Below are 15,439 nucleotides of genomic sequence, written 5' to 3'. Positions count from 1 at the left end.
CCCGTGTGAACGACTTCGTCGTCAAGTTCGCCAATGTGAACGGCTCGGGTTCGGCCAGCGCCAACGGCCTCTTCGCCCGCTCGATCCTGCGGATGGGCGTGCCGGTGGCGGCGCGCAACATCTTCCCCTCCAATATCCAGGGCCTGCCGACCTGGTACGAGGTGCGGATCACCGAGGCGGGCCACCTGGGCCGGCGCGGCGGGGTCGACGTCATGGTGGCCATGAACCCGCAGACCTGGGACCGGGACGTGGCCGAGATCGAGAGCGGCGGGTTCCTGTTCTACGACTCCACGCGGCCGATCCCGCCCTCGAGGTTCCGCGACGATATCACCGTCATCGGCGTGCCGCTGACGGCCATGTGCAACGAGGCATACGACTTGCCGCGCGAGCGGCAGCTCTTCAAGAACATCATCTATGTCGGGGCCTTGGCGGGGCTTCTTGGCATCGAGCCGCAGGTCATCGAGGACCTCCTGGCCGAGGATTTCGCCGGCCGCGACAAGCTCATCAAGGCCAATGTCGAGGCGCTGCACATGGGCCTCGACTATGTGAAGCGGCATCTTTCGCCCCTCAGCCTCCAGGTGCGCCGCGCCGACGCCGTGGGCGACCGGATCTATGTCGAGGGCAACCAGGCCGCGGGCCTGGGGGCGGTCTATGGCGGGGCCACGGTCTGCGCCTGGTATCCGATCACGCCCTCGACCTCACTGGCCGAGGCCTTCACCGCCTACTGCCAGAAGCTGCGCACCGATCCCGAGACCGGCAAGGCGCGCTACGCCATCGTCCAGGCCGAGGACGAGATCGCCTCGATCGGCATGGTGGTGGGCGCGGGCTGGAACGGCTGCCGGGCGTTCACGGCGACCTCGGGCCCGGGCGTCTCGCTGATGACCGAGTTCATCGGCCTCAGCTATTTCGCCGAGATCCCGGCGGTGATCTTCGACGTCCAGCGGGGCGGGCCCTCGACGGGCATGCCGACCCGCACCCAGCAGGCCGACCTGCTGGCCGCCGCCTACGCCAGCCACGGCGACACCAAGCATCCCATGCTGCTGCCGGCCGATCCTGGCGAGTGCTTCGAGATGGGAGCCCAGGCCTTCGACCTCGCCGACCGGCTGCAGACGACGGTCTTCGTCATGCTGGACCTCGACATCGGCATGAACGAGTGGCTGACCGAGCCCTTCAAGTGGGACGACGCCCGCAGGCTCGACCGCGGCAAGGTGATGACCGCCGAGATGCTGGAGGCGGGGGCCGACTTCGGCCGCTACAAGGAGGTGGACGGCGACGGGATTCCGTACCGCACCTATCCCGGCACGCACCCCTCCAGGGGCGGCTACTTCACCCGCGGGACCTCCCGAAACCCCTATGCCCGCTACTCCGAGGAGGGGGCGGTCTACGTCGACAACATGCAGCGCCTGCTGCGCAAGTTCGAGACGGCCAAGACCCTCGTGCCCCAGCCCGTCGTCCGACCGGCCAAGGGCAAGGCCAAGGACGCGGTGATCTATTTCGGCTCCACCAGCCCGGCCATGCACGAGGCGCTGGAGATGCTGGAGGCCCAGGGCCGCAAGCTGGACGCCATGCGGCTCCGGGCCTTCCCCTTCCCGGCGGAGGTGGACGAGTTCATCGCCGCCCACGAGCGCGTCTTCGTGGTCGAGCAGAACCGCGACGCCCAGCTCCGGACCCTGCTGATGACCGAGATCGGGGTCGATCCGGCCAAGCTCGTCCCCGTCCTGCACTACGACGGCACCCCCATCACCGCGCGGTTCATCGCGGGCGAGATCGCCCAGCTCATGAACCTGGGCCAGATCGAGGCGGCGGAATGACCTACATCCTCAAGCCCAAGCTGCATCACCCGAAGCTGCCGATCAACGGCCTGGGCTATACCCGGCGCGACTACGAGGGCTCGGTCTCGACGCTGTGCGCCGGCTGCGGCCACGACTCGATCTCGGCGGCGATCATCCAGGCCTGCTTCGAGCTGGAGCTGCCGCCGCACCGCGTGGCCAAGCTGTCGGGCATCGGCTGCTCGTCCAAGACCCCGGACTACTTCCTGGGCAACAGCCACGGCTTCAACACCGTCCACGGCCGGATGCCCTCGGTGCTGACCGGCGCCAACCTCGCCAACCGGGAGCTTATCTACCTGGGCGTCTCGGGCGACGGGGACTCAGCCTCCATCGGGCTCGGCCAGTTCGCCCACGCCATCCGGCGCGGGGTGAACATGCTCTACATCGTCGAGAACAACGGGGTGTACGGCCTCACCAAGGGCCAGTTCTCGGCCACCTCGGACAAGGGCTCGAAGTCCAAGCGGGGCGTGGTCAACCATGACGCCGGCATCGACATGGTGAGCCTCGCCCTCCAGATGGGCGCGACCTTCGTGGCCCGCAGCTTCTCAGGCGACAAGGCCCAGCTCGTCCCGCTCATCAAGGCCGGCCTGGCCCACAAGGGCGCGGCCTTCATCGACTGCATCAGCCCCTGCGTGCAGTTCAACAACCACCCGGGTTCGACCAAGAGCTTCGACTATGTGCGCGAGCACAACGAGGCGGTGAACAAGCTGGACGTCATCACGTCCCGCGACCCGATCCACGTCGACTACGCGCCCGGCGAGACCGTCCGGGTCCAGCAGCACGACGGCTCGATCCTCTCGCTGCACAAGCTGGCCGAACTGTACAATCCCAACAATCGCGCCCAGGCCCTGGGCTACCTCCAGGCCCGGCAGGCGCGGGGGCAGATCGTGACGGGCCTGCTCTACGTCGACCCCAACGCCGGCGACCTGCACGACGCGGTGGGCACCGTCGACACGCCCCTGAACCAGCTCTCGGAGACCGAGCTGGTCCCCGGCCAGGCGGCGCTCGACGCGATCAACGCCGGCCTGCGTTAGGCCGGACCATCCAGGCGGCGAAGAGGCCCAGCACGACGGCGCAGCCCAGCGCCAGGGCGGCGATCAGCGGCTGGTCGCCCCGCTCGGCCGCCCAGACGGCCACGAAGCCCCAGGCGACGGCGGCGGCGTAGGGGATCAGGCCCGAGGCCCGCAGGACGCTTAAGGCGACCGCCAGGACGACGAGCAGCCCGCCGGCGGCGGCCAGAGGCGCCTGGCCCGGGCGCAGCAGGCCCTCGGCCGTCATGACCGTCAGGATGTTCACCGCCGAGGCGATGGTCAGCCAGCCGGCCAGCAGACCGAGCGGCCACCAAACCATCAGCCACTCCAGGACGCTCGGACTCTTGCCCTTGCCGGCCCGCAGCAGGCCGGTCGTCAACACGGCCGCCGACAGCACGATGATCGCCACGCTGGGCCAGCGGGCGTCCACGGCGGCGGCCAGGATCCAGGCGCCACAGCCCGCGATGGCCAGGGCGGACGGCCAGCCCAAGATCTTCAGGGCCGCATTCGAGGCGTTGCGTGGCAGGACCTGGTAGGCCGCGTAGATCACAAAGCCCAGGTAGAGCAGGCCCCAGATGGAAAAGGCATAGCCGGCGGCCCTAAGGGTGGTGTTGCCGGATTGGGCGAACTCGGCGGCGGTTAACCCCCATCCCGTGGCGTTCTGGAACGCGGGCGCGCCGATCGCGAAGGCGACGGCCAGGATGATGGCGAGGGCGCGGACGGGGATGTTCATTTCTGCGGGGGCGCTTCCTTGGGCGGCTCTTCGGGTGGCTTGGCGCTGTTCACCTCGGGCACGTAGAGGCCGGTGACCTTGCCGGTGGCCCAGCCGGCGGCGCGGAAGCGGGGGCCGTATTCGGCGCAGGGGTCGGGGTCGGGAATCTTGCGGCTCTTGGTCTTCGGCGGGCTCATCGCCTTGGCCGCGTCGTCGGCGAAGGGCTCGAGGAACTGCAGGGCGTCGCCGATCCGGCTGAGCGACGGATCGTCGGTGCCGACGGCGGTGGCGGCGCGGGCCCAGGTGATGGCGGCGAGCTGACGCCCGTCGGGCGTGAGCATCTCGGCCTCGGCGGCGAGGGCGCCCAGGCTTCCGGGCGCGCGCAGGCCCAGCGGTCCGGGGATGAAGAAGCCGGCCGCCGCCGAAGCCGCCGAGGCGACCCGACCGGTGCCTTCCACCTGCGTCACGGCCGCGCGGACGCGAGCGTCGCCCTGGCCCTCCTTGGCGATGTCGTAGCGCTCGGAGAGTTCGAAGCAGAGCTGGGCGTCGGCTTCCCGCAGCAGCAGGGCGCGCTCCTCCTCGCTGAGCCAGTCGGCCTGGGCCGAGGGATGGATCCGGGTGGGTTCGATCCGCACCGTCTTCACCGCCTTCAGGGCCTCGGCGTCCTGGCGTTCGGACAGCTTGGCGCGCAGGGTGTTCTTGCGCGGCGTCAGGCCCTCGTAGCTGGTGAGGAACCCGGACGGCTTCGGGGGCGTCGTGCAGGCGGCCAGCGCCAGGATCAGGGGAACGACAAGTAGCGGCTTCATGAGGCGTCCGGCTAGGATGACGATCGCGCCATCATGACCGAAACGCGTGACGAAGCGTTGCGTGAGGTCAAGCTTTCGCGAGCTCGCCCACCACGAAGGCGTCTTCCCCGTCGCGGACCAGCCCTTCAAGTACGGCTGGAAGCTCGTCCGGATGCACGATCAGCACCAGGCCCACGCCGCAGTTGAAGGTCCGGCGCATCTCATGCTCGGAGACGCCGCCGGCGGCCTGAAGCCACTCGAAGACCGGCGGCAGGGTCCAGGCGTTCCAGTCGAAGCGGGGAACCAGGCCCTCGGCGATGGCGCGCGGCGGGTTCTCGATCAGGCCGCCGCCGGTGATGTGGGCGAGGCCGCTGATCCGGCCCGCCTTCAGGTGCGGCAGGACGGTCTTCACATAGATGCGGGTGGGCGCCAGCAGCGCCGCGGCCAGCGTCTTGCCCTCGGCGAAGGGGGCGGGCGCGGCCCAGGCCAGGCCCGAACGCTCGACGATCCGGCGGATCAGCGAATAGCCGTTGGAGTGCGGGCCGGAGGACGCCAGGCCCACGAGCAGGTCGCCGGGCCGCTGGTCGTCGAGGCGGGGCAGCACCTTGTCGCGGTCGACGGCGCCCACGCAGAAGCCGGCCATGTCGTAGTCGCCCTCGGCGTACATGCCGGGCATCTCGGCCGTCTCGCCGCCCACAAGGGCGCAGCCCGCCTGGCGGCAGCCCTCGGCGATGCCGGCGACGACCGCGGCGGCGGCCTCCACGTCGAGCTTCCCGGTGGCGTAGTAGTCCAGGAACATCAGCGGCTCGGCGCCCTGTGCCAACAGGTCGTTGACGCACATGCCCACCAGGTCGACGCCGACCGTGTCGTGGATTCCGGTCTCGATCGCGACCTTCAGCTTGGTGCCCACGCCGTCGGTCGTGGTGACCAGCAGCGGATCGTCGTAGCCGGCCGCCTTCAGGTCGAACAGCGCGCCGAAGCCGCCAAGCGACGCCTCGGCCCCTGAACGGCGCGTGGACTTCGCCAAAGGCTTGATCCGCTCGACGAGCGCGTTGCCTGCGTCTATGTCGACGCCCGCTTGGGCGTAGGTGAGACCGTTCGGGCGCTCGGACATTCAGGAAGCCTATAAAGGAATTGGAGCCGCGCGCGCATCGCGCACTTGCAGACTCGGTCGCGCGCGGGGCTATAGCTAATCAATGCCGACTATCACAACCACCGCGGACCTCGCGGCGTTCTGCGACAAGCTCAAGGGCCAGCCTTTCGTCGCGGTGGACACCGAGTTCATGCGCGAGACCACGTACTGGCCCAAGCTCTGCCTGATCCAGGCCGCGGCGCCCAACGCCGAGGCGGTGATCGACCCGCTGGCGGACGGGATCGACCTGGGCTGCTTCCTCGACATCCTGCGCGACGAGAGCATCCTGAAGGTCTTCCACGCCGCGCGCCAGGACGTGGAAATCTTCAACAACCTGGGCGCCATGCCCCGGCCGCTGTTCGACACCCAGGTGGCCGGCATGGCCGCCGGCTTCGGCGAGCAGATCGCCTACGACGCCCTGGTGCGGCAGATGTTGAAGATCGAGCTGGACAAGAGCTCGCGCTTCACCGACTGGGCGCGCCGCCCGCTGACCGAGAACCAGCTCACCTACGCCCTGGCCGACGTGACCCACCTGGCCCGGCTCTTCCCCATGCTGCGCGAGCGGCTGGAGCGGGAGGGGCGCCTGGCCTGGGTTCGCGACGAGATGGAGGATCTCATCGATCCCGCCAACTACGACGTCGAGCCCGAGAACGCCTGGAAGCGACTGCGGCCGCGCCGGCACACGGCCAAGTACCTCGCCGTCTATCGCGCGGTGGCGGCCTGGCGCGAACGCACGGCCCAGCTCCGCGACCAGCCGCGCGGACGCATCCTGAAGGACGACGCGATCGACGAGATCGCCACCCAGGCTCCGACCGACCCCGACGCCCTGGACCGCCTGCGCTCGGTGCCAAAGGGCTTCTCCGGCTCGCGGTTCGGGCCGGACCTGCTGGCCGCCGTGCGCGAGGCGCTGAAGGACCCGGAAGCCTACGCGCCGGTGATCGAGAAGACGCGCCAGCCCGCATCTCCGGCGGCAGGCGCCGTGGTCGAGCTACTGAAGGTGTTGCTGAAGGCCCGCGCCGAGGAGGCCGGCGTCGCCTCCAAGCTGATCGCCACGGTGGCCGACCTGGAGCTGATCGCCAACAACGATCACGCCGACACCGCGGCCCTCAAGGGCTGGCGGCGCGAGGCGTTCGGCGAGGACGCGCTCAAGCTCAAGCGGGGCGAACTCGCGCTGGTGCTGGACGGCGCCCGCGTGCGGGTCGTGGAGGTCCGCCGCGCGCCGAAGGCCGCCTCCGCGGGCTGAGCCCGCACGCTCCTGAGGATAAGTCGAAGGTCTTGAGAACGCTGGTGGATTTTTCCGCGGAACAGCGTTCTCCACAGGCTGTCCACCTGTTCGTCAGCGGATCGTTCACAGGGCCGCCAGCGCCGCCGCTTGCCGCCGGGGCGGGGTTGGTTGATCGTGACCTTGCCGAGAGGGACCGCGGCGCGGCGGACCGGGAGACCGGAAAGCCAGGCGGGCGGAAGGCTCCTCCAGGGCGGTGAAGTTGCGGGGGCGACCCCGGGATCCGACCGGCCTGAAGGGATACCGGAGACGGAGCGAGGCCGAGCCGGGCGACCGGCGGAGCGGAGATCCCCTCCGACCTCGAAGGCTCAGATCCCCCAACGGATCTGGTTCAGAGGGCGGTGTTCCGGGAAACCGGGGCGCCGCCCTCTTGCTATGCGGCGTCAGCCGATATCAGCCGATATCGAGGCGCACCTTCAGCGCCTGGGCCAGGGACTGTGCGCGTTTGGCCGTCTGTTCCCCTAGCAGCATGTCCTCCCAGCCCGGCAGGGTGGTCAGGGCGAGGCGTCCGTCCACGAGCGCGAGGCTCGACTTCTCCAACAGGCGCGGATTGCGGCCGGAGAGGTCGCAGCCCAGACGGATGGCCGAACCGAGGGCGCGGGCCCGCTGGCGCCGTTCCGTCGACAGAATGCGGCCGACGGCGCCGCTGTCGGGCGGACTGGGCGCCGAGGAATGGCGGGCGAACATGGCGCAGGCCAGGAACGCCCGCTCCGGGTGGGTCATGCCGGCGATCGGCGCGCGCAGGACCTGCTCGAAGGCGAGGTCGGCGCGATGGTCCGGGTGCAGGCGGGCGCCCAGGTCGGCCAGCCGGCAGGCCGCCGCCGTCAGGATGCGCTCACGGTCCCCGAATACGGGGGCGAGCTTCTCAAACGTAGGCGCGATCCAGGCTTCGAGGACCGGGCCCAGCTCGGGCGAGACACCCTTCTGGGCGGTGAGCGCCTCGCAGCCCTCGATCAGCGGATCGCGCGTGCGGACGGCGGCGGGCATGGCCTCCAGCAGCATGCCCTCGCGCACGCCGTAGGCCGAGATGACGATGCGCTCGACGCCCAGGCGCTCGATGAGCTGGTCCAGGACCAGGGCGGAATAGGGCAGGGTGTCGAAGCGCTTCTTCGACAGCCCTTGGATGCGCTCCAGCGAGGACTTCGACTGGCGCTCGACGAAGCGGGTGACGTCCAGGGCGTCCGCCCGGCTCATCTCGTACTGGTGGGCCACGTGCAGCGGATAGTCGGCGAGCTGCATGTGCAGGAGCGCGAGGTTGCGCCAGGCGCCGCCGACTGCATGGAAGTCCCGGCTGGCGAAACGGTTGGCGTGCGGGGCGAGCTGGACGTCCACGGCGCGGCGCACGCGGTCCACGTCCAGGGGCTTGGGGGCGCCGAGCGCGAAGGGGCCGAGCGGCAGGGTCGCGCCTTCGACCGGACCGGTCCCGTTCAGACGCACGAGCTCCAGGCTGGAGCCGCCGAGGTCGCCCACCACGCCCTGGGCGCTGGGATCGCCGGCCACGACGCCCATGGCCGCGTAGTGGGCTTCCTCCTCGCCGGAGAGCACGCGGATCTCAAGTCCGGCCTCGTCCTTGACGCGCTTGACGAAGGTTGCGCCGTCCGCGGCCTCGCGCACGGCCGCGGTTCCCGCCGTCGTCACCTCGCTGGCGCGCCAGCCGTCCAGCACCGCCCGGAAGCGGCGCAGGGCCTGGATCGCGGCCTCCACGCCCTCGGGCGACAGGCGGCCGGTGGCCGGCAGGTCCCGGCCGAGGCCCGCCACGACCTTTTCGTTGTAAACCGTCCAGAGCGCGCGCCCGTCCACCCGATAGATCACGAGACGGACGGAGTTGGAGCCGACGTCGATGACGGCGGCCTGGCGGGCTTCGGGCCGGGGGCTATCCGCGCGAGGCCACATGGTCGATCGCGCGCGGCATGTCCTTCACTCGCTGACCTCTGCCTGAGAGGCTTGGATTGGTCATGAAATACTCGTGCGCGGAGAAAGCGTTGGGGTGGTCCCAGGACGGGTCCCGCCTATAGCGGCCGTCGTCGTCCAAGGTCCAGCTCTGGGCCTCGTCCTTCAGGTTGGCCAGCATGATCTGCTGGAGCACCTGCTGGTGGACGGTCGGGTTCTCGATGGGCGTCAGGCATTCGACCCGGCGGTCGAGGTTGCGCGGCATCCAGTCGGCCGACGAGATGAACACCCGGGCCTGGGCCGAGGGCATGGCGTGGCCGTTGGCGAAGGCCACGATCCGGGCGTGCTCCAGGAAGCGGCCCACAATGGACTTCACCCGGATGTTCTCGGAGAGGCCGGGGACGCCGGGACGCAGGCAGCAAATGCCACGGACCACGAGGTCGATGGACACGCCCGCCTGGCTGGCGGCGTAGAGGGCGTCGACGATCTCGCCGTCCACCAGGGCGTTCAGCTTGGCCCAGATGGCGGCGGGACGGCCGGCGCGGGCGTTCTCGGCCTCCTGGCCGATCAGCGCGAGCAGGTCGCGCTTCATGGTGATCGGCGAGAACGACAGCTTCTCCAGGCTCGCCGGCTGGGCGTAGCCGGTGACGAAGTTGAACAGCCGCGCGGCGTCGCGGCCGAGCGCCGGGTCGGTCGTGAAGAGGCTGAGGTCGGTGTAGATGCGCGCCGTGATCGGGTGGTAGTTGCCGGTCCCGAAGTGGCAGTAGGTCCTGAGCGCGTCGCCCTCGCGCCGGACCACCGTCGAGAGCTTGGCGTGGGTCTTGTACTCGATGAAGCCGAAGACCACGTGGACGCCGGCCCGCTCGAGGTCCCGGGCCCACTTCAGATTGGCCTCCTCGTCGAAGCGGGCCTTGATCTCGACGACGGCGGTGACGTTCTTGCCATTGTCGGCGGCTTCGATGAGGGCGGCGACGATCGGGCTGTCCTTCGAGGTCCGGTAGAGGGTCTGCTTGATGGCGAGCACGTTCGGATCGCGGGCCGCCTGGCGCAGGAACTGGACCACCACGTCGAAGCTTTCGAAGGGGTGGTGGACCAGGATGTCCTTCTCGCGGATGGCCGCGAAGCAGTCCCCGCCGTGGTCCCGGATGCGCTCGGGGAAGCGCGGCTCGAACGGCTTGAACTTCAGGTCGGGGCGGTCCGGCGGGATGAGCTGCGACAGCTCGTCGAGGCCCAGCAGCCCGTCGATGAGGATGACGTCCTCGGGATTGGCGTCGAGGTTCTCGCAGATGAAGCCGCGCAGGTCGTCGGCCATGGCCGCCTCGATCTCGACGCGGACCACCGAGCCCATGCGGCGCTGTTTCAGCAGGGCCTCGAACTCGCGGACCAGGTCCTCGGCCTCTTCCTCGATCTCGACGTCAGAGTCCCGGATCAGGCGGAAGACCCCATGCTCCTCGATATCGCAGCCGGGGAACAGATGGTCGAGGAAGAGCGTGACCACGCTCTCCAGCGACAGGTAGCGGCGCTCGCGCCGGCGGCCGCCCTTCGGGCCCTGGAGCTCCCAGAACCGGGCGACCTGGGCCGGCAGGGGCACAAGGGCGTGCAGACGCCGCCCGTCGGACAGGCGGCGCAGGTTCAGCACCAGCGAGAACGCCAGGTTCGGGATGAACGGGAAGGGGTGCGCCGGGTCGATGGCCAGCGGCGTCAGCACCGGGAACAGCTCGGAGAGGAAGCGTTCCTCGAGCGCGGCCTTCTCGGCTTCGGAAATGTCGGCGGCGCCGACCACGCGCAAGCCCTCCTCGGCGAGTTCGGCGGTGAGCTCGCGCCAGCGGGTCTGCTGGTCGGCCATCAGGTCGGCGGCCTCGGCGTTCACGCGCACGAGCTGTTCGGCCGGCATGAGCCCATCCTGGCTGACGACGCGGACCCGCTCGCGCACCTGGGCCTTAAGGCCCGCGACGCGGACCATGTAGAACTCGTCGAGGTTGTTGGCGCTGATCGCCAGGAACCGCAGCCGCTCCAGCAGGGGGTGACGCGGGTTCATGCTCTCGGCCAGGACGCGCCGGTTGAAGGCCAGCCACGAGAGCTCGCGGTTGAAGAAACGGGCGGGGGAGCCCGCCAGCTCGACGTCCCAGGCCAGTTCGGCGCGCGCCCCGTCGTTCGCGGATTGCGAGGCGAGAGGCGGGGAATAGGTCATCGGGACGGCTCCGGGGCGGCGGAAGCGGTGTCTGAGGTTAACCTGCCGCCAAGCGGGGAACAGTCTTCATTCGAAAAGGTCAAGATTTTGGTTATCGCCCTCAAGGATTTGGCGGGCGAGGACGCGGGTGACTGGGCGGAAATCGCCGTCTCCGGCCTCATCCAGGCGCCGCACGATCTCGGCGGCGTCCGGGATCGACCGGCCCATGCGGCGCAGGAGGTAGGGATAGACCTCCTCGGGGGGGCGAATGTTCCGATCCCGGAAGAATTTGCGGAGCACGCCTTCCAGCACGGCGTCGTCCGGCGGCTCGATCTCGGCGACCGGAAGGGCGTTCAGCCGCGAACGCAGATCGGGCAGGCCGGCGCGCCAGGCGGCTGGCGGCCGGCGCGCGGTCATCAGCAGGCCGCCGCCCTCGCGCGCCGCCAGGTTGATCAGGTGGAACAGCGCCTCGTCTGGCGCGCCCTGATCCATGTCCTCGACCAGCACGGGGCGTCCGGCCGCCAGGGCCACGTCGGGCGCGTTCCGGTCCAGCACGGCCGCGCCCACGGCGTCGGCCCAGGCGCGGGCGAGGTGGGTCTTGCCGCTGCCCTCGGGTCCGACGAGCGCCAGGGCCCCGCCGTACCAGGCGGGCCAGGCGTCGATCCGCGCCACCGCCTGGGCGTTCGAGGGGCCGACCACGAAATCGTCGCGGGAATAGGCCGCCGCGCGATCGAGCCTCAGCCGAAGCTGCCGCGCCATGCGCCTGATCCGATGGAAGAACTCACGAGGGACAGTCTAGCAAATCCGGCCGGCAGGACGCCACCGGGGCGGCGGGGCCATCCCCGCCATTCACAGCCTCAGGACGGCTCGCCGGGCTTGAGGTCGCGCGCCGACATCAGCGTCCAGCCCTCGGGCTTGAGCAGCTCGATCGGGGAGAAGCGGACCTTGTAGTCCATCTTCTCGGAGCCACGGACCCAGTAGCCCAGATAGACGTAGGGCAGGTTCGTCAGGCAGGCCTGGATCACGTGGTCCAGGATCATGAACGAGCCCAGGCTGCGGCGGGTCATGGTGGGGTCGTAGAAGCTGTAGACCAGCGACAGGCCGTCGCTCATCAGATCCACCAGCGCGCAGGCTACGAGTTCGCCCGGGCCGCCGTCGGCGGACTTGGCGCGGTACTCGATGATGTGGGTCCGGACGGCGGTGTCCTCGACCATGGCGACATAGTCGGGCCAGGTCATCTCGGCCATCCCGCCGTCGGCGTGGCGGGCCAGCAGATAGCGCCGGAGCAGGTCGAACTGCTCCATGGTCGCCTCGGCCTCGACCAGATGGCGCTGAAGGTCCTCGTTGCGGGCCAGGGCCTTCCGCTCGGAGCGGGAGAACAGGTAGTCGGCGACCGGGATCCGGGCCGAGACGCAGGCCGTGCAGGCCTCGCAGGCCGGGCGGTAGGCGATGTTCTGGGAGCGCCGGAAGCCGACCTGGGTCAGGCTGTCGTTCACGGCGGCGCCGTCCGAGAGGGGCAGGTGGGCGAACACCTTCCGTTCGTGGCGCTCAGGCAGGTACGGGCAAGGCGAGGGCGCCGTCAGGAAGAACCGGAGCTGACGAGTCGGAAAATGCTGCGTCACGGACCTGCGTTCGCCCTCAGATCAAGCGCCCCGGTGAGATTAGGCGTCATGGCGGGCGGTTGCGCAAGGCGCTTGCGTCACAACGCGGGGTCGGGCGGCAGCACCGGCGCCTCGCGCAGCAACACGATGGCGATGCGGCGGTTGCCGGGAAGGGTGGGATCGTCGGGGTAGAGCGGCTCCGAACTGGCCTTGCCCGAAACCTGGTAGATGCGGTCGGCGTCGACGCCAGAGCCTTGCAGGATGCGCCGCGACGCATCGGCGCGGGCCGCCGACAGCGGCCAGTCGCCCTCGGCCCTGGCGCCGTTCGCGTTGGCGCTGGTGTGGCCGTAGATGCTGACGCGGTTGGGCAGTTGGTTGATCACCTTGGAGACGGCTCGCAGCAGCAGCTTGGCCCGGTCGTTCGGCTGGGACGAGCCCTGGTTGAACATCGAGCGGCCCTCCTGATCCACGAGCTGGATGCGCAGGCCCTCGGGCGTCTGGTCGATGATGATGTTCTTGGACAGTTCGGCGAGCTCGGGCATGTCCTGCAGCGACTGGCGCAGGGACTGGGCGGCCGAGGCGAAGGCGGCCGCCTCGCGGCGCTGCAGCGCGTCGCGCAACGCCTGGGTCGAGGCCGCGTCCAGGGACTCGGCCTTGGCCGCCTCGTGGTTCTTGCCGTCGTTCGGGTTGCGGGAATCGGGCGCCAGCTCCTCGATGATCGAGGCCGCCCCCGAGCTCTTGGAGCCGTCGTTCCCCAGCGCCGTGCCGGCCAGGATGCCGCCGGCGCCGGAGGTCGTCTCGGAGACGCTGGCCGGGGCGAAGTAGTCGGCGATGCCGCGCTTCTGCTCGGGGCTGGTGGTGTTGATGAGCCACATCAGCAGGAAGAAGGCCATCATCGCGGTCACGAAGTCGGCGTAGGCCACCTTCCAGGCGCCGCCGTGATGGCCGCCGCCACCGCCCTTCTTGACCTTCTTGATGAGGATCGGCTGATCGCCCACCGACATGGTTCGCGCACCTTAAGGCTGATACGAGGGCAACGTCGCAGCCGCGCGTTAAGATGGCGTTGCGGCGCAGCACGGCGAGGAGGGCAGTATGAAGGTGGCGTTCGCGGGCCTGGGCGTGATGGGCTTCCCGATGGCGGGGCACCTGGTCAGGGCCGGCCACGAGGTGTCGGTCTACAACCGCAGCCCCGACAAGGCCCGGCGCTGGGTCGAGGTCCACGGGGGGCGTTCTGGCGAGACCGCGGCCGAGGCGGCGCGGGGCGCAGAGGTGCTGGTGCTGTGCGTCGGCGACGACGACGACGTCCGCCAGGTCGTCTCCGAGGCCCTTCCGATGCTGGCCGAGGGCGCGGTGATCGTCGACCATACCACGACCTCCGCCGTGGTCGCGCGCGAGATGGCCGAGCTGGCGGCCCGGAGCGGCCGCGCCTTCATGGACGCCCCGGTCTCGGGCGGTCAGGCCGGGGCCGAGAACGGCCAGCTCACCATCATGTGCGGCGGCGATGAGGCGGCCTACGTCAAGGCCGAGCCGGTCATGGCGTCCTACGCCAAGGCCAGCCGGCTGATGGGCGGGCCGGGCTCGGGCCAGCTCACCAAGATGGTCAACCAGATCTGCATCGCCGGCGTGGTCCAGGGGCTGGCCGAAGGCCTGCATTTCGCCAGGCGCGCCGGGCTCGACGCCCAGGGCGTGTTCGAGGCGATCTCAAAGGGCGCGGCGCAGTCCTGGCAGATGGACAACCGCTGGAAGACCATGAGCGAGGGCAGGTTCGACTTCGGCTTCGCCGTCGACTGGATGCGCAAGGACCTGGGCCTGCTGCTGGATGAGGCCACCCGCAACGGCGCGAAACTGGAGATGACCGCCATGGTCGACCGCTTCTACGCCGAGGTGCAGGCGCTGGGCGGGAGCCGCTGGGACACCTCAAGCTTGGTCGCCCGGCTCGAACCGCCGAAGTAGGGAGCTGGGGCATGGGGATCATCACCAGGACCATAGAGGCGAACGGCTTCCGCTTCGCCGTGGATGAGGCGGGGGAGGGCGACCGGCTGGCGCTCTGCCTGCATGGCTTCCCGGAGAGCCGGTTCTCGTGGCGCTTCCATCTGCCGCTGCTGGCTCAGATGGGCTACCGGGCCTGGGCGCCGGACCTCAGGGGCTATGGTGAGACGGAGCCCCGGCCGCAGGACGTGGCGAGCTACCGCATCGAGCGGTTGCTGGAGGACGTGGCGGGCCTGATCGACGCCAGCGGGGCGAAAGAGGTCACGTTGATCGGCCACGACTGGGGCGCGGCCGTGGCCTGGGCGTTCGCGGCCCACAAGGTGCGGCCGCTGGAGCGACTGGTGATCATGAACGTGCCGCACCCGGCGGTGTTCGCGAAGGTTCTGCGCAGCTCCCCGCGCCAGCTCCTGCGCTCCTGGTACATGTTTCTGTTCCAGATTCCCGGCCTGCCGGAATGGCTGAACACCGCCGGCGACGCGCGGGCGATCCGCCGGGCGTTCCGCGGCATGGCCATCGACAAGAGTCGATTCCCCGACGAGGTGCTGGACCGGTATGCCCGTGACGCCCAGCGTCCCGGCGCCATGACGGCGATGGTGAACTGGTACCGCGCGGCGGCGCGCCACCCGGGCCTCATGGCCGGGCCGTGGCCCAGGATCGAGACGCCGACGCTGGTCATCTGGGGGGAGGCCGATGCGGCGCTCGGCCTGGAAACGCTCGACGGGACGGACGCTTACGTCGAGGACCTCACGATCCGCCGCCTGCCGGACGTCTCACACTGGGTGCAGCAGGAGGCGCCTGAGGCGGTGAACGTCATCCTGGAGGACTGGCTCAGCGCCCCACGGTGATGGCGGGCAGGATGCGGCGGGCCAGCAGCGGGGCGATCGGAACGTCCGGCGGCGCCGCCGGGTCGATCCAGAGCAGCTCCTCGATCTCGGCCCGGGCCTGGACGCGGCCTTCCACCTGCACGGCGTAGGCGTGCGAGCGCACCGTCGCGCCGGGCTCGTTGGCGGCGGGCGCC

The 15,439-nt window shown here is 70.0% G+C and carries 13 protein-coding genes and 1 pseudogene; 5 read left to right on the top strand and 9 right to left on the bottom strand.

What is annotated here, in order from left to right:
- The first annotated feature begins 5 nt into the window (after positions 1-5).
- Both ACK4TT_RS13930 and ACK4TT_RS13925 read left to right on the top strand, forming a co-directional pair.
- A complete protein-coding gene (locus ACK4TT_RS13930; protein ID WP_409640119.1) occupies positions 6-1,811 on the top strand; it encodes a 2-oxoacid:acceptor oxidoreductase subunit alpha in 1,806 nt (601 codons plus the stop codon).
- Positions 1,808-2,863, top strand: coding sequence for a 2-oxoacid:ferredoxin oxidoreductase subunit beta (locus ACK4TT_RS13925; RefSeq protein WP_409640116.1), 1,056 nt, complete (start codon positions 1,808-1,810; stop codon positions 2,861-2,863). The genes ACK4TT_RS13930 and ACK4TT_RS13925 overlap by 4 nt, the downstream gene beginning before the upstream one ends.
- Here ACK4TT_RS13925 and ACK4TT_RS13920 read toward each other — a convergent pair.
- The 3 genes from ACK4TT_RS13920 to purM form a co-directional block, all read right to left on the bottom strand.
- Positions 2,844-3,593, bottom strand: a complete 750-nt coding sequence (locus ACK4TT_RS13920; RefSeq protein WP_409640113.1) for a hypothetical protein — start codon at positions 3,591-3,593, stop codon at positions 2,844-2,846. The two genes, ACK4TT_RS13925 and ACK4TT_RS13920, sit on opposite strands and share 20 nt — an antisense overlap.
- Positions 3,590-4,378, bottom strand: coding sequence for a DUF3313 domain-containing protein (locus ACK4TT_RS13915; RefSeq protein WP_409640110.1), 789 nt, complete (start codon positions 4,376-4,378; stop codon positions 3,590-3,592). Before ACK4TT_RS13915 ends, ACK4TT_RS13920 begins: the two co-directional genes overlap by 4 nt.
- Before the next feature lie 67 nt (positions 4,379-4,445).
- Complete coding sequence (gene purM, locus ACK4TT_RS13910; RefSeq protein ID WP_410213228.1) at positions 4,446-5,471, bottom strand: phosphoribosylformylglycinamidine cyclo-ligase; 1,026 nt, start codon at positions 5,469-5,471, stop codon at positions 4,446-4,448.
- Between the two features lie 82 nt (positions 5,472-5,553).
- Here purM and rnd point away from each other — a divergent pair, with 82 nt between their 5' ends.
- Positions 5,554-6,732, top strand: coding sequence for a ribonuclease D (gene rnd / locus ACK4TT_RS13905; protein ID WP_410213227.1), 1,179 nt, complete (start codon positions 5,554-5,556; stop codon positions 6,730-6,732).
- Positions 6,733-7,164: 432 nt separating this feature from the next.
- Here rnd and ACK4TT_RS13900 read toward each other — a convergent pair whose 3' ends face one another.
- From ACK4TT_RS13900 to ACK4TT_RS13880, 5 genes are all read right to left on the bottom strand, one after another.
- Positions 7,165-8,664, bottom strand: coding sequence for a Ppx/GppA family phosphatase (locus tag ACK4TT_RS13900; RefSeq protein ID WP_410213226.1), 1,500 nt, complete (start codon positions 8,662-8,664; stop codon positions 7,165-7,167).
- Positions 8,645-10,852 (bottom strand): RNA degradosome polyphosphate kinase, encoded by a 2,208-nt coding sequence (locus ACK4TT_RS13895; RefSeq protein WP_409640098.1) that lies wholly within the window; start codon positions 10,850-10,852, stop codon positions 8,645-8,647. Before ACK4TT_RS13895 ends, ACK4TT_RS13900 begins: the two co-directional genes overlap by 20 nt.
- Before the next feature lie 66 nt (positions 10,853-10,918).
- Positions 10,919-11,590: a chromosomal replication initiator DnaA gene (locus ACK4TT_RS13890; RefSeq protein WP_409640095.1), complete on the bottom strand. Its 672-nt coding sequence runs from the start codon at positions 11,588-11,590 to the stop codon at positions 10,919-10,921.
- Positions 11,591-11,688: 98 nt separating this feature from the next.
- Complete coding sequence (locus ACK4TT_RS13885; protein WP_409640092.1) at positions 11,689-12,453, bottom strand: arginyltransferase; 765 nt, start codon at positions 12,451-12,453, stop codon at positions 11,689-11,691.
- A gap of 77 nt (positions 12,454-12,530) precedes the next feature.
- On the bottom strand, positions 12,531-13,436 hold the full coding sequence (locus ACK4TT_RS13880; protein ID WP_409640088.1) for a flagellar motor protein MotB: 906 nt from the start codon (positions 13,434-13,436) through the stop codon (positions 12,531-12,533).
- Between the two features lie 88 nt (positions 13,437-13,524).
- Here ACK4TT_RS13880 and ACK4TT_RS13875 point away from each other — a divergent pair, with 88 nt between their 5' ends.
- Complete coding sequence (locus ACK4TT_RS13875) at positions 13,525-14,385, top strand: NAD(P)-dependent oxidoreductase (RefSeq protein WP_409640085.1); 861 nt, start codon at positions 13,525-13,527, stop codon at positions 14,383-14,385.
- An 11-nt stretch (positions 14,386-14,396) separates the two neighbouring features.
- Positions 14,397-15,266, top strand: a complete 870-nt coding sequence (locus tag ACK4TT_RS13870; RefSeq protein ID WP_410213225.1) for an alpha/beta fold hydrolase — start codon at positions 14,397-14,399, stop codon at positions 15,264-15,266.
- Here the strand turns inward: ACK4TT_RS13870 and ACK4TT_RS13865 are convergent.
- Positions 15,250-15,439, bottom strand: a pseudogene (locus ACK4TT_RS13865) (NUDIX hydrolase); the annotation flags it as partial. The gene ACK4TT_RS13870 and the pseudogene ACK4TT_RS13865 overlap by 17 nt on opposite strands.

The sequence above is a fragment of the Phenylobacterium sp. genome (assembly GCF_046463815.1).
GTDB lineage: Bacteria > Pseudomonadota > Alphaproteobacteria > Caulobacterales > Caulobacteraceae > Phenylobacterium.
This window is presented reverse-complemented; position numbering and strand designations above follow the sequence as displayed.

What these genes read in the sequence shown, in the direction of transcription:
- purM (WP_410213228.1), bottom strand. Translation starts at nt 5,471, where the DNA reads ATGTCCGAGCGCCCGAACGGTCTCACCTACGCCCAAGCGGGCGTCGAC.
- ACK4TT_RS13920 (WP_409640113.1), bottom strand. Translation starts at nt 3,593, where the DNA reads ATGAACATCCCCGTCCGCGCCCTCGCCATCATCCTGGCCGTCGCCTTC.
- rnd (WP_410213227.1), top strand. Translation starts at nt 5,554, where the DNA reads ATGCCGACTATCACAACCACCGCGGACCTCGCGGCGTTCTGCGACAAG.
- ACK4TT_RS13880 (WP_409640088.1), bottom strand. Translation starts at nt 13,436, where the DNA reads ATGTCGGTGGGCGATCAGCCGATCCTCATCAAGAAGGTCAAGAAGGGC.
- ACK4TT_RS13890 (WP_409640095.1), bottom strand. Translation starts at nt 11,590, where the DNA reads ATGGCGCGGCAGCTTCGGCTGAGGCTCGATCGCGCGGCGGCCTATTCC.
- ACK4TT_RS13925 (WP_409640116.1), top strand. Translation starts at nt 1,808, where the DNA reads ATGACCTACATCCTCAAGCCCAAGCTGCATCACCCGAAGCTGCCGATC.
- ACK4TT_RS13870 (WP_410213225.1), top strand. Translation starts at nt 14,397, where the DNA reads ATGGGGATCATCACCAGGACCATAGAGGCGAACGGCTTCCGCTTCGCC.
- ACK4TT_RS13895 (WP_409640098.1), bottom strand. Translation starts at nt 10,852, where the DNA reads ATGACCTATTCCCCGCCTCTCGCCTCGCAATCCGCGAACGACGGGGCG.
- ACK4TT_RS13900 (WP_410213226.1), bottom strand. Translation starts at nt 8,664, where the DNA reads ATGTGGCCTCGCGCGGATAGCCCCCGGCCCGAAGCCCGCCAGGCCGCC.
- ACK4TT_RS13915 (WP_409640110.1), bottom strand. Translation starts at nt 4,378, where the DNA reads ATGAAGCCGCTACTTGTCGTTCCCCTGATCCTGGCGCTGGCCGCCTGC.
- ACK4TT_RS13875 (WP_409640085.1), top strand. Translation starts at nt 13,525, where the DNA reads ATGAAGGTGGCGTTCGCGGGCCTGGGCGTGATGGGCTTCCCGATGGCG.